At 37.2% G+C, this 14,596-nt stretch carries 11 protein-coding genes; all 11 read right to left on the bottom strand.

The features are described 5' to 3' along the window. Nucleotides 1–4: 4 nt before the first annotated feature. Entirely contained in the window at nucleotides 5–2,602 is a 2,598-nt protein-coding gene (gene mutS / locus KHA94_RS03650; protein WP_213100771.1) for a DNA mismatch repair protein MutS, read from the bottom strand. Nucleotides 2,603–2,834: 232 nt separating this feature from the next. Beyond that, nucleotides 2,835–3,452, bottom strand: coding sequence for a PH domain-containing protein (locus KHA94_RS03645; RefSeq protein ID WP_213100770.1), 618 nt, complete (start codon nucleotides 3,450–3,452; stop codon nucleotides 2,835–2,837). Between the two features lie 65 nt (nucleotides 3,453–3,517). After that, complete coding sequence (locus tag KHA94_RS03640; RefSeq protein ID WP_213100769.1) at nucleotides 3,518–4,144, bottom strand: LysE family translocator; 627 nt, start codon at nucleotides 4,142–4,144, stop codon at nucleotides 3,518–3,520. A gap of 588 nt (nucleotides 4,145–4,732) precedes the next feature. Further along, nucleotides 4,733–5,287, bottom strand: coding sequence for an outer spore coat protein CotE (locus KHA94_RS03635; RefSeq protein WP_213100768.1), 555 nt, complete (start codon nucleotides 5,285–5,287; stop codon nucleotides 4,733–4,735). A gap of 378 nt (nucleotides 5,288–5,665) precedes the next feature. Continuing rightward, complete coding sequence (locus KHA94_RS03630) at nucleotides 5,666–6,094, bottom strand: YlbF/YmcA family competence regulator (protein WP_213100767.1); 429 nt, start codon at nucleotides 6,092–6,094, stop codon at nucleotides 5,666–5,668. Then, nucleotides 6,095–7,639 carry a tRNA (N6-isopentenyl adenosine(37)-C2)-methylthiotransferase MiaB gene (gene miaB / locus KHA94_RS03625; protein WP_213100766.1) on the bottom strand — a complete coding sequence of 515 codons (1,545 nt, stop codon included), beginning with the start codon at nucleotides 7,637–7,639 and terminating at the stop codon, nucleotides 6,095–6,097. Nucleotides 7,640–8,103: 464 nt separating this feature from the next. Continuing rightward, nucleotides 8,104–8,970, bottom strand: a complete 867-nt coding sequence (locus KHA94_RS03620; protein ID WP_213100765.1) for a 2-oxoacid:ferredoxin oxidoreductase subunit beta — start codon at nucleotides 8,968–8,970, stop codon at nucleotides 8,104–8,106. Then, nucleotides 8,971–10,707, bottom strand: coding sequence for a 2-oxoacid:acceptor oxidoreductase subunit alpha (locus tag KHA94_RS03615; RefSeq protein ID WP_213100764.1), 1,737 nt, complete (start codon nucleotides 10,705–10,707; stop codon nucleotides 8,971–8,973). Between the two features lie 300 nt (nucleotides 10,708–11,007). Next, nucleotides 11,008–11,268, bottom strand: a complete 261-nt coding sequence (spoVS, locus tag KHA94_RS03610; RefSeq protein WP_009791522.1) for a stage V sporulation protein SpoVS — start codon at nucleotides 11,266–11,268, stop codon at nucleotides 11,008–11,010. Nucleotides 11,269–11,853: 585 nt separating this feature from the next. Next, nucleotides 11,854–12,651 (bottom strand): TIGR00282 family metallophosphoesterase, encoded by a 798-nt coding sequence (locus KHA94_RS03605; protein ID WP_213100763.1) that lies wholly within the window; start codon nucleotides 12,649–12,651, stop codon nucleotides 11,854–11,856. A gap of 101 nt (nucleotides 12,652–12,752) precedes the next feature. Next, nucleotides 12,753–14,321, bottom strand: coding sequence for a ribonuclease Y (gene rny, locus KHA94_RS03600; protein WP_213101277.1), 1,569 nt, complete (start codon nucleotides 14,319–14,321; stop codon nucleotides 12,753–12,755). Between the last annotated feature and the right edge of the window lie 275 nt (nucleotides 14,322–14,596).

The raw sequence follows: 14,596 nt of genomic DNA, 5'->3' as shown, positions 1-14,596 counted from the left end.
AAAACTAACCTTTTAATTTTTTGTGAAGCTCATATAAAGTATTTAATGCCTGCATAGGTGTCATTTCTAAAATATCAAGTGTTTTCACTTTACTTAAAATACTTTTTTCTTTTGAGGATAAGGTAGATTCCTTCACCACACTCGGATCTTCAAAGAGTGATAGTTGAGTATCTCCCTTTACTGCGTTTGGTAATTCCATTTCTTTCGCTGCATTAATCTGTTCATCCTGTTGTTCAAACCTTGTTAAAATTTCATTCGCCCTATTTATTAGTTCCTCTGGTAATTCAGCGAGCTGTGCGACATGAATCCCATAACTTTTATCAGCTGCTCCTTCTTTAATTTTATGAAGGAATACCACTTTTCCGTTTTGTTCAATTGCACTTACATGCACATTTTTCACTCTTGTAAGTTCTTCTTCTAAAACTGTTAATTCATGATAATGGGTTGAAAATAATGTTTTCGCACCAATTCGATGATGGATGTATTCAATAATCGCCTGAGCTAGAGACATCCCATCATATGTAGATGTTCCACGCCCGATTTCATCAAATAGAATGAGACTATTCTGGGTCGCATTTACAATGGCGTTTTTTGCTTCTAGCATTTCTACCATGAACGTACTTTGTCCAGAAATTAAATCATCTGCTGCCCCGATTCTTGTAAAAACCTGATCAAAAATTGGCAGTACAGCTTCTGATGCCGGCACATAGCAACCAATTTGTGCAAGGATAGCAGTTAAGGCAATTTGCCTCATATACGTACTTTTACCTGACATATTCGGCCCTGTAATTAAGAGCACTTCTCTCTCGGCATCCATATAACAATCATTTGGAACATATTCTTGAGCGTTCATTACTTTTTCCACAACGGGATGTCGGCCATCCCTTATCATAATCAGGCGCTCTTTTGAAAATGCAGGCTTTACGTAATGTCTCTTTTCACTTATTGTTGCAAAGCATTGTAGAACATCTAATTCACTTACTGATTTTGCTAATAATTGAAGACGTGGAATAAATTCTTTTACGTGTTCACGAACAGCCGTAAAAAGCTCATATTCAAGCTCGATGCTTTTTTCCTCAGCCTGAAGAATGAGTGCCTCTTTTTCCTTTAATTCTGGTGTGACGAATCTTTCTGCATTCGTTAATGTCTGCTTTCTTTCATACTGGCCTTCCTGTAATAGGTGAAGGTTCGCTTTCGTTACCTCAATATAATAGCCAAAAACTCGATTATAGCCTACTTTTAGCGATTTTATTCCTGTTTTTTCACGTTCCTGCTTCTCTAGTAATGCAATCCATGTCTTCCCATTGCGAGTTGCATCACGATATTTGTCTAGCTCCTCATGATACCCATCTTTTATCATATTGCCATCTTTAATAGATAATGGGGGGGTATCCATTATCGCGCTTTCTAAAAGATCGACAATTTCTTCACATGAATCAAGACGATCGGAAAGAGTTTCAGCCTCGACACTTGAAAGATTTTTAAGCAGTTCCTTTAATTCAGGAATCTGAAGTAATGAACGTCTCAGCTGAACTAAATCGCGAGCATTAACATTTCCGAACGCAACTCTCCCTGCTAATCGCTCAAGGTCGTACACTTCTTTTAATTTTTCTCTAAGTTCTTCCCGTTCAAAATAAGCGTTAATGAAGGTTTCAACAAGTTTCTGTCGGCGAATAATTTCGTCTTCATTAACAAGCGGCCTATCAACCCATTGCTTTAATAATCTTCCTCCCATTGCGGTTTGCGTTTCATCTAGCAGCCATAGCAATGACCCTTTTTTCCCCTTGGAACGAATCGTTTCAGTCAGTTCTAAATTCCGTTTTGAAAAATAGTCAATTTTAAGGTAATGATGAGGTTGATAGATTGTTACCTTTTGCAAATGGTCTAAGCTTCTCTTTTGCGTACGATATAAATAGTTAAATAGTCTTACAATGGTTAGACGTAGCTTGTCTTGATTCACTTCTTCAATTAAATGATGATATTGGGCCATAGGGCTGCAATCATCTTCAAATGAAAAAGTCATAACAGAACGCTCTTTAATTTTTCGCTTCCATTCCTCTTTAAAGTTGGATTCAACTACTAATTCCTTTGCCCCAGAAACAGAAAGCTCATTTAATACTTCATCAAAACCTGTGCTAAGAAGCGAAACCTTTGTTTCACCTGTAGAAAGATCATTATAGGCAAAGCCAAATGTGTCATCTTCAAAATGTGTAATGGAAGCTATATAGTTGTTTTCTTTATCATGCAGGACTTTGCCTTCCATCATCGTTCCTGGTGTAATCAGCTGAACGACTTCTCTCCTTACTACACCTTTCGCTTGCTTCGGATCTTCTGTTTGCTCACAAATCGCTACTTTATACCCGCGCTCTATTAATTGTTCGATATAATTTGGGGCAGAATGATAAGGCACACCACACATTGGAATGCGTTCCTCCGTGCCTCCCTCCCTGCTTGTTAATGTAATCTCTAATTCCTGTGATGCTTTGATAGCATCGTCAAAAAACATCTCATAAAAATCACCGAGACGAAAAAATAAAAAGGCATCCTCATACTCTGCCTTTACTCTTAAATATTGCTGTATCATTGGCGTATAAGCTGCCATAGTACCCTCCAAATATCTGTTAATATCATATTGCGCTTTTTTCAATTGCGTAATTGAAAATGCATAGACCTATTATATCATAAAGTGAATCTTCCATCAGTGGAGGTTCCCAAAGTGCAGGACATGTTGTGAGGTTTTACTGGACATGAATCTGAAACACCCCTTTTGTTCTAATTATCAAACTAAATATAAAAAAGCAGTATCCATTATGATAGATAACTGCTTTCTCTCATTAATTATTAATATATTTCTCAAAAACAAATCCAAAGTCTTTGACGCAATATTTTTTCCTGCTATTCATAAGCCAATTGAATGCCGTTTCATTTATTATTCTAAAATTATCAACTAGATTATGATCTTGAGGTATCGCAGAGCGGCTGAAAGTATTAGATGTAAGACTTAAGCTCTTCTCAGCATATCCCATTGATACTTCGTTTTCATGACAAATTTCAGATATTCTAATTAGTGCTTTGTATAAATCTTTTAACTCCTCTATATGCTTCTTGTGTACATCAATTGAATAATGCTCAGAGCCCAACACAAACTTAATCTCAACATCCAGATCAACTGTACCAGCTGTTTCAAGGGTAACATTTGAAATAGAGTGTTCCTTATAGCTAAGCCTTTTTAAAGTTCGCTTTTTACTTATTGCACTTGTACCATCTAAATGAATTAAGGCTTTATTTGTAAAGCAATATTCGTCTGTTTTCGATTTGATCAGAAAGTAAATTTTTTCATTATCCTCGTGAAGTACATAATCATCGGCATCCACTTTATCATAATCAGTTGGATTGATTACACTTCCGATATCACTAAGACCTAATACATCTGCCGCTACTCGTTTAAACATTTTTCTCACCCTTTTAAGTATCTTTTTTTCCTTTTTCATTTTAGCATAAAAAGAAATAGACAATTTTAATTTTGTTCAAAAGCTAATTTAATTCCAAATAGGATTAGTACCCCTCCTGTTAACCCTTCGACAACTCTTATTGTTGAAGGCTTCTTCATAAATTCACTTATTAAGTTAATTAAGTAAATATAAATAAGGAACCAAAATAATGTTAATACCGTATAAGTTAAGCCTAAAGCTAAAAATTCTAAAAGAGCATTATCGCCTGTCCCAGCAAATTGTGGCAAAAAGGTCAGAAAAAACACGGCCACCTTTGGATTGAGAAGATTTGTTAAAAATCCTTGACGGTAAAAAGATCTATTCTCATATTTTGTTTGTTGATCATTAACATCAGGAGCATTATTTTGTTTTTTCATCAAAATCATAATCGATTTACATCCAAGAAAAATTAAATAAATAGCTCCAACATATTTTAGGATAGAAAAAAGAAAAGCTGATTTTACAATAAGTGCAGATAGACCAAACACGGCAGCGAGAGAATGAATTAGGAGTGCTGTAAGTGTACCAAAAGTTGTTTTCATACCTGCTGCTTTTCGATTCGATATCGTGTTCTTTGTAATAATCGCAGTATCAGGTCCTGGTAGAATAATAAGTAGAATAGACATAAAGACAAAAAACAAATAATTATCCATTTAAAAACCTCCTAATAAATTTCTCATTATTATATAATAGATTCAGAAATTTTAAAATTAAAAGTCCGGTTGTGAAATCAAATGCGCAAGCGCCTTCGGAACAATTAAAGGACAAATTGTTCCTGAGATGAATATTCAAAGAAGCTTTCCTTTGTGCTCACCTCCGACAAGCACAAGACGAGCCTCACGGAAAGGTGTTCTTTACCTTTCTAGGAGGATTGATCGAAAAGTGGAGGCGACTGTTTAGGGACGACAGCATAAGACGAGCTCAGCTAGAAGACGTTCTTTGTCTTCTGGCTGGGATTGGCTAGACATTCGTCCCTAGGAGCCGCAACTAGCCAAGCTTGTGACCTCGAGGTCGACAAAAGCGCGACGTCCTCCCAAAAGCTTCTCTTTTGGTCGTGCGATGTGTCGCTTACGAAGCTTTCCTTGTCCTTTCGCATTGTCGACACTAGTACGTCTTGTACGTCGGAGGTAGGCCCTGGAGCTGAACGTAGATAAACTATATCTCAAGTTATCAACAGATAGCGAAAATTATAATTTCCTATACAACAAAGAAAAAACTAGGAAGCAAACCTCCTAGTTTTTCTATTCCTCTTCGTCTCCAACTAAGAAATCAGGATTCAAATCTTCAAATTCCTCATCATCGACATCTAATCCCCACTCATCATCATCATCATCATCACAATCGCATTTTCCATGATGAACAGACACGCATACCTTTGTTTCTCCGATGACTTCAACGAGGAATTCTCTCTCTACATGAACGATGATTTTATTTCCGTTAGGGGAAATGACACATTCACTGCAGTTTGGCTGTTGTAATACGCGTGCGATTACCTCATGATCATCTAAACAATCCGGGTCACGGTATTTTAGTTTAATGACATCTTTATATTCAACACGTTCAGTAACAACTTCTGTTTTTGTGTTATTGTCTAAGGAATACCAAACGTTAATGTCATAAGTGCCGCAAACTTCGACTGTTTTCCCGACCTTTTTCGCCTCGTACTTATGGTTTATTATCCAGCAGCCAAGAATGCTTGAAGGATTGTGTTTAGGGCAAATCGTATGATTGGACTGCGTAAACTTCCGTCCTTTCGCTACGACCGCTTTGGTTATAATCTCTCTGTATTCTCCCATTGCGAGCGAACCTCCTCATTCATTTTCATTTCATCCTATGCGGGATATTAGACTAGTGTGCGATAATTCTTGATGAATGTTAGGTAAATGTATTAGCATAATTCATAATATGCATTTTCAGGGCAATTGTTCCGGTCTGTAGGTTACTGTCCTTTATTACATTTTAAAATGGTATTCAAAGTATTAAAGAGTTCGTAAAAATATGTGTTTGTCCTAAATCAAATGCCGATACAGCTCGGCCACTTATAAATATAATAAAATTAGAAATAAAATATGGCCTCCACAACCCAAACCAAGGCCACATTACCTCCTTTTTTATATATTAAAAGAACCCTGGGACTGATCATCAGTCCCAGGGTTCTTTTATTAATTATTCTTTTAATGATGTGAACAGCTGCTATTTTTTATTTGTGATCCCGTTTCTCCGCTCAATAAGTTTCCAGCTGTAGAAGTAATGATTTCATCTGTTACCGCGTTTGAAATTGCAGATGCTACTAATTGCAGCAATTCATTTACTTCTAATTGAGATTGTTTAAATTCCTGAACAACTGGAATTTCATCTAATTCATTTTGGAGTGCTTCAATTTTATCTTCTGTCTTTTTTAATGCTTCTTGTTTTCCAAAATGCTGCAGGTTTACAGCTTGCTTTTGTAATCCCTTAATATTAGAAATAGTTGAACGAACCTTCTCGTTTTCTTGAATTTGAGCTTCAGCACGTTTAAAAAAATCTACTTCTTCCGTTTCAGCAATCATTTGTGCAAGCTCCTTTGCACCGGCAACGATATCGTCCTTTGTATACTTAGCCATCTACTCCACCTCTACAGCATCTAATTCTTCAATCATTTCTCCGTTTAATGACCATGTTTTAGCATCAGTAATTTTTACTTTTACAATCTTTCCAATTGCAGATTTCGGTCCAATGAAGTTTACAAGCTTATTTTTTCTAGTATAGCCTGCTAACACTTCAGGATTATTTTTACTTTCACCTTCTACTAATACTTCTACGGTTTTATCTTGATATTTCTTCATTGCCTCAGCAGAAAGCTCATTAACAATAGCATTCAGTCGCTGTAAACGTTCCTTCTTCACTTCCATTGGAACATTGTCCTGCATTTTAGCTGCTGGTGTACCCTCACGTGGAGAATAAATGAATGTATAGGCAGATTCATAGCCTACCTCACGATATAGTGACAGCGTTTCTTCGAATTGTTCCTCTGTTTCATTTGGATAGCCGACAATAATATCTGTTGTAAATGACGCATTTGGAATCGCAGCCTTGATTTTTCTAACAAGTTCTAAATATTGCTCTCTTGTGTATTTACGTGCCATGATTTTTAGAATATCAGTAGAGCCTGATTGAACTGGCAGGTGAATATGCTCCAATAGATTGCCGCCTTTAGCTAATACTTCAATAAGGTGATCATCAAAATCACGTGGATGGCTCGTAGTAAAACGAATTCGAGGGATATCAATCTTACGAATCTCATCCATTAAATCACCAAGACCATACTTCATATCTTCAATGTCTTTTCCATATGCATTCACATTTTGACCTAGAAGAGTTATTTCTTGATAGCCTTGAGCTGCTAATTGTCTTACCTCTTGAATAATATCTTCTGGCCTGCGGCTCCGCTCTTTACCGCGTGTATATGGAACAATACAGTACGTACAGAACTTATCGCAGCCATACATAATATTAACCCATGCCTTAATATTACCTCGACGTACCTTTGGAAGATTTTCTATAACATCTCCCTCTTTTGACCATACTTCAACGACCATTTCTTTCGACAAATAGGCTTCATGTAAAATATTTGGCAAACGGTGAATATTATGAGTTCCAAAAATCATATCTACTTGAGTGTAAGTTTTTAATATTTTATTAACAACCGATTCTTCTTGTGACATACAACCACAAACACCTATTAATAGGTCTGGTCTTTCTCTCTTCAAATGCTTTAAATGGCCGAGCTCTCCAAATACCTTATTCTCGGCATTTTCACGAATCGCACATGTATTTAATAAAATGACATTTGCATCGTCTACCGTATCTGTAAGCTCATAGCCAAGTGCTAAAAAGATACCAGCCATTACTTCAGTATCATGTTCATTCATTTGACAGCCATATGTGCGGATATAAAATTTGCGTTTATTTCCCATACCTCGGAATTCTTCTGGGATATTAAAATCTTTCTGATACTTCACTTCTTCTTTTCCGCGTTTTTTCGCGTCTTTTAATGAAGGTGGTGTATAAACCGATTCAAAATATTTACTGTAATCCTTTTCGGATTTTTTGTCCGATGGATTTGCAGTAGTCACTTGTTGTCCTTCAACTCTTTGTTTTTCATTCATATTTTGATCCCCTTTCTTTATTAATGGCCTAAGAGAATAAACATATATATTCACTTTTTTTATTAAAGTTCGTTATTGGGAGAAGAAAGTTATACACATTATAATAGTATATAGCCTTTACGCTTTTAAAACAATAGAAAACCTGTTACAAAGCCTCTAAACAGTCCCTTTTACTTCTTTTTCTAAACAACCCACAATTCATAAGCTTATAAGAACTTTATCGTTTTGTACGTGATAACAATCACTCTACTAAAAAGATCACAAAAGAAAATTATACATTAGAAAAACTTGGCGAATGCCTTAGTTTTCCTTATGCGATCTTATTAGCGGATATTTAATTGAACACACACTTCACTTTAGTACGTTAATAAACTTAAACATTCCTATTAGCTAAAAAGAAGAAGCCTAAAATTGAGGCTTCTTCTCATAGTATTTCATGCACCGTTAGGACGGAGCACAATTTCTTACATAAATTCTTCCACTAATTTATCAAAGTATGTTTGATCTAATTTAAGATCAGCTTGAGTTAATGGCGTTTCTGAATAACCTTTTAACAGTTCTTGATATGATTTACGCTCAGTATCTTGATAAATTAATCCTGTTACTAAGCCGTTATGCTTCATTAATGTTTGCATTGCCATTGCACGGTTAGAAGAATCATACCCTTCAATATCGCTAAGCTTAGTTAAATTCTCTTTAAACCAATCATATGTATTAACTTTATTGTAAGTTACACATGGACTGAAAACATTAATTAAAGAGAATCCGTCATGTTTTATCCCTTCTTCAATTAATGCTGTTAAATCCTTAAGATCAGTAGAGAAACTTTGAGCTACAAAGGTCGCACCTGCTGTTAATGCCATTTCCATTGGGGCAATTGCTTGCTCAACTGAACCTTCAGGAGTTGATTTTGTTTTGAAACCAGCTGCTGACCGAGGTGAAGTTTGACCTTTTGTTAATCCATAAATTTGGTTATCCATTACGATATAAGTAATATTCACATTACGACGAATCGCATGAATTGTATGACCCATACCAATTGCAAATCCATCACCATCACCACCAGAAGCGATAACAGTTAAATCACGATTTGCCATTTTCACTCCTTGAGCAATTGGAAGAGAACGGCCATGAATACCATGTAAGCCATATGAATTAATATAACCGGAAATACGTCCTGAACATCCGATACCTGAAATCACAGCTAGATTGTCAGGCTCTAGACCAACATTTGCAGCCGCACGCTGGATTGCCGCTTGCACAGAGAAGTCTCCACAGCCAGGGCACCAGTTTGGTTTTACATTATTTCGAAAATCTTTAAATGTTGCCATTTAGAACAACTCCTTGCAATTTGTGTAAATTTCTTGTGGCAAGAATGGATTTCCGTCGTACTTTAATAATTTTTGAATCTTCTCAGCATGTCCGACATTCATCTTCATAATATTTGCCAATTGCCCAGTTGCGTTGTTTTCAACAACAACAATCTTTTTAGCAGATTTTACGAGCGGCAGTAATTCTTCCGTTGGGAACGGATGAATTAAACGTACTTGTGCATGGTTAACTTTTAATCCATCTTTTTCAAGTCGACCTACAGCTTCCTCTATTGCACCACGTGTTGAGTTGAAGCCAACAATTAATATATCTGACTCTTCATGTGGAGCATTTTTATAAACCGGTGTATTGAATTTAATATTTTCAATCTTACGGAATCGCTTATCCATTTGTGCTTTACGGTTTGCAGCAGATTCTGATGGCTTTCCTGTTTCATCATGCTCAACACCTGTTACATGGTGAATTCCATTTTTCATACCAGGAATTACTCGTGGAGATATGCCATCTTCTGTTACTTCATAACGCTTAAAGTAGCCCTTATTTTCAACTTCTGGTAATTCACCTGTTAAAAGCTTACCACGGCGAATTTCAATTTGATCAAATTCTAGCGGCTCAACAGTTTGCTTACCTAAAGAAAGCTGAAGGTCAGATAGGACAATGACAGGACATTGATACTCTTCTGCAAGGTTAAATGCTTCTGCTGTATCATAGAATGCTTCTTGAACAGTACTTGGTGCTAAAACAATCTTTGGAATTTCACCATGAGTACCGTAAATCATTGCCATTAAGTCAGATTGCTCCTGCTTTGTCGGCATTCCTGTTGAAGGACCGCCACGCTGTGTATCAACTATTACTAATGGAGTTTCTGTGATACCAGATAAGCCTATTGCCTCCATTTTCAATGATAAACCAGGTCCTGCCGATGCAGTTAGAGCACGTACTCCACCATAGTTTGCTCCAATTGCCATTGTAACTGCAGCAATTTCATCTTCAGTCTGAATGACTGCTCCGCCCAGTGGAGGCAGCTTTGCAATTAAATATTCCATGATTTCTGAAGCTGGTGTAATAGGATATGCAGCCATGAAACGGCAACCTCCAGCAAGAGCACCTAAAGCAATTGCATCGTTACCAATCATGAACAAGCGTTGCTTGCCATCCGCTTTTTCAAGCTCCATTAATTCTGCAGTATCTCCAAGATTTTCTTTCATAAAATCAAAGCCCGCTTTTACGGCTTCCATATTTTTATCAACAACTTGTTGTCCTTTTTTGCCAAATATCTCTTGAACTACTTCTTCAAATACGCTAATATCTAAGTTCAGCACTGCGCAAGTTGCACCAACAGCAACCATGTTTTTCATAAGGGATGTCCCGAGTTCAGTTGCTAAATCTGTAAATGGAACTGCATACATTTTAGCCTCTGTATCTTCAGACTTAATAGGACTGAATTTTGCATCAGCAATGATAACACCTTTATCATGAAGTTCCTTATAATTTAAATCGATTGTTTCTTGATCAAATGCTACCAAAATATCAAGGTCGTCTGAGATGGACCTAACTTGAGTAGTGCTTACACGGATCTTATTGTTTGTATGACCGCCTTTAATACGAGATGAGAAATGGCGGTATCCATACAAGTAGTAGCCTAACCGGTTTAACGCGATAGAGAATATTTCTCCAGTGCTTTCTATACCTTCACCTTGCTGCCCGCCAACTTTCCACGAAAGTTGATTGATCATGACTTACACCCCTTTGGATACGTTAAAAAGATATGTAAAAACGTTTAATTTAAATAAGTGTAGCACTCATTCAAAATAATAAAAAAGGCAATATGTAAAAATTTTGATTGGGTACTAAACGCTTTCAATTCTAGACCTAAGTCTTAAAAAAAGCAACCCTTTCCGACTAATTATTGGCGAAAATGTGAATATTTTATGTTTAATAAAAATATAATAATTAAGTTGACTATAATTGTTCCTATCTAAAAAAAACCTGTTTGCTATATTTGCAAACAGGCCCCTATTAATCATCTCATTACATCATCTAGGTTCCACAATCAGCTTTATTGCTGTTCGTTCTTCCCCATCAATTTTAATATCTGTAAATGCTGGGATACAAATCAAATCCACTCCGCTAGGCGCTACAAATCCTCTTGCGATAGCTACTGCCTTTACCGCCTGGTTTAATGCACCTGCACCAATCGCCTGGATCTCAGCTCCGCCTCTTTCGCGCAAAACACCTGCAAGCGCACCTGCTACAGAATTAGGATTAGATTTTGCTGAAACTTTTAATATTTCCATTCCTAGCTCCTCCTTGTTTTATCCCTCCCGCATGTTCATAACCTAGCCGCTCCCTTTCCTTTGATTTGCAGACTACAATGCAACAAAGAAATAAACTGAAAACCACAGGCAAAGGTAACAAGCAACTTTGTATAGCTTTTTTGGAAATGAACATATTAGGTATATATCATTCCATTGCTACTATATTCAGTTTTTTATTCACATATTCCGGCTTGGACAAAATAAAGGAGGAAACATAAAAAAAGCCTAAAAGCTTTCGGATAATATAAGGACAATTGCTTTTGCGATAATTATTCCCAGAAGCTTTCCTTTGTGCTCAGCCTCTGGCAACAAAAAAAGTCTAAAAGGTGTTCTTTACCTTGCAAGGAGGCTTGATCGAAATGTGTAGAAGAATGATTAGCGTGACAGCAAAAGACGTGCCCTGTAAGAAGACGTTCTTTGTCTTCTGGAAGAGATGGCTAGACTTTCGTCGCTAGTGGGGGATAAGGGCGTCCTATGGCAACGTCTATAGGAAGACCTGTACATCGGCCCCCACTGATTAAAGTTTCACTTTATCATTTTCGACAAATGGACTTTTCTGTTCTTTTATGAATAAAATGGATGGTCTTCATTAATTAATATTCGTTCTATTCTTTTTGCTTTACCTGTTTTATTGTCTATATCTATTAATGCAGCACTCAATTGTGCACGGCCCTCTTTAGGGACTTCAAACCTCACAGGCATACTCGTTAAGAATCTTTTTATCACAGCATCTCTTTCAACACCCAGAATCCCATCATACGGACCTGTCATGCCTACATCAGACATAAAAGCTGTACCCTCTGGCAAAATACGATTGTCGGCTGTTTGAACATGCGTGTGCGTTCCAACTACTGCAGATACTTTACCATCCAGATACCATCCCATTGCCTGCTTCTCGCTTGTAGCTTCAGCATGGAAGTCTACAAAAATAAAAGGCGTTCTTTTTCTCGCTTCTTGTACCAATTCCTCTGCTTTTCTGAAAGGACAATCGATAGCAGGTAAAAAAGTTCGTCCTTGAAGACTAATAACGGCAATTTCTTCTGCATTGTATTTTAAATATACAATTCCCTTCCCAGGATTTCCTTCCGGGAAGTTAGCGGGGCGAACTAAATATTTAGCTTCATCTATAAATTCAAATATTTCCTTATTATCCCAAGTGTGATTACCTAATGTTACAGCTTGAGCACCAGTTTCTAAAAAGCCTCGATAAATCTTTTCCGTTATTCCCTTTCCACCTGCAGCATTTTCCCCATTAATGATCGTAATTTGAGGACGATACTTTTCCTTTAGCTTTGGAACATATTCCTTGACCATATCACGACCCATGGAGCCTACTACATCTCCTACAAATAATATATTCATGTGTTTTTCCCTTCATCGTTTATTTCTTGATTGTTTCATACACCCATTAATTATTTTATTTCCTTTACTCAAAAAAATAAAGCGATGCTCAGTGCACCGCTTTATTTTGCATATTCCACTGCTCGTGTCTCACGAATAACCGTTACTTTAATATGTCCTGGATAATCAAGCTCTTCTTCTATCTTTTTCCTTATATCTCTTGCTAGACGATGTGCTTCAAGATCATCGATTTGCTCTGGTTTTACTAAGATACGAATTTCTCGGCCAGCTTGAATAGCAAATGATTTTTCTACACCCTCATAAGATTCAGAAATTTCCTCAAGCTTTTCAAGGCGTCGAATATAGTTTTCAAGAGTCTCTCTTCTTGCTCCAGGTCTCGCTGCAGACAGTGCATCAGCTGCAGCTACTAAAACTGCAATAATTGAAGTCGGCTCAGTGTCCCCATGATGTGAAGCAATACTGTTAATGACAACTGGGTGCTCTTTATACTTCGTCGCAAGCTCAACCCCGATCTCAACATGGCTTCCTTCGACTTCATGGTCGATCGCTTTTCCAATATCATGGAGTAAGCCTGCACGACGTGCTAACGTTTCATCTTGTCCCAATTCAGCAGCAAGAAGTCCCGATAATTGAGCTACTTCCATTGAATGCTTTAATACATTCTGGCCATAACTTGTTCTAAATTTAAGTCGACCTAGAATTTTAATGAGATCTGGATGAAGTCCATGAACACCAACTTCAAATGTTGTCTGTTCCCCAATTTCACGGATATGCTCATCTACTTCTCGACGGGCTTTATCAACCATTTCTTCAATCCGCGCAGGATGAATACGTCCGTCCTGAACAAGCTTGTCTAAAGCTAAGCGGGCAGTTTCTCTGCGAATTGGATCAAATCCAGATAAGATGACTGCTTCTGGAGTATCGTCAATAATGAGATCAATTCCTGTTAGTGTTTCTAGCGTTCGGATATTTCGGCCTTCTCTCCCGATGATCCGACCTTTCATCTCATCATTAGGAAGATTGACAACTGAAACGGTTGTCTCCGCAACATGATCCGCTGCGCATCGTTGGATTGCCAGTGACAAAATATCTTTCGCCTTCTTATCGGCTTCCTCTTTCGCTCTAATTTCACTCTCTTTGATCATTAACGCGACATCATGAGCCACTTCCTGCTCGACTCGCTCCAAAATGATGGACTTTGCCTCTTCACGAGTTAAGCCCGAGATGCGTTCCAGCTCAGCTTGTTGTGCTCGTACCATCTCGTCCACTTTGCTTTCCATCTCTTCAATATGCTGTTGTCTTTTGTTAAGAGAATCGTCCCTCTTCTCTAAAAGTGTTTCACGTTTATCTAACGTTTCATCTTTACGATCAAGATTTTCTTCTTTTTGTAGTAAACGATTTTCTTGTTTTTGAAGTTCATTTCTTCGATCACGAATTTCACGCTCCGCTTCAGAACGAAGCTTGTGAATCTCATCCTTTGCCTCTAGCAAAGCTTCTTTCTTTAAAGCTTCTGCTTCACGGTTTGCATCGTCCAAAATATAATCTGCAGAATCTTTGGCTCCTGCAATCTTTGCTTGAGCAATGGACTTACTAACAAAATAACTAACAACTGCACCGACGAATAGGCCAAGCAAACTGGAGATGATGATTGCTAATATTAACTCATCCATCATTTCACCTCCTCTTGCTATGAACTTGTTTGTATTACGTTTCTAAAGTGTCGGCATGTATATTGTCCTTTCAACATACAGCGCAAAGGCTTTTCAACGTTTTTTCATTCATTATAAAATGTAAAATATACATTTTTAATTGTAAAGGTGTGGAATTTCATTGTCAAGGCTTTGTCGATTTAAGCATTGCTATATGACATGTTTCCTTTAAATAGTTTAAGTTAAGCAACTCTAATCGATAAAGGTCTAATCCCAGTTACGCAAAAGTCAAATAA

Origin of the sequence: Cytobacillus citreus (assembly GCF_018343665.1) — a bacterium.
Taxonomy (GTDB): domain Bacteria; phylum Bacillota; class Bacilli; order Bacillales; family Cytobacillaceae; genus Cytobacillus; species Cytobacillus citreus.
This window is presented reverse-complemented; position numbering and strand designations above follow the sequence as displayed.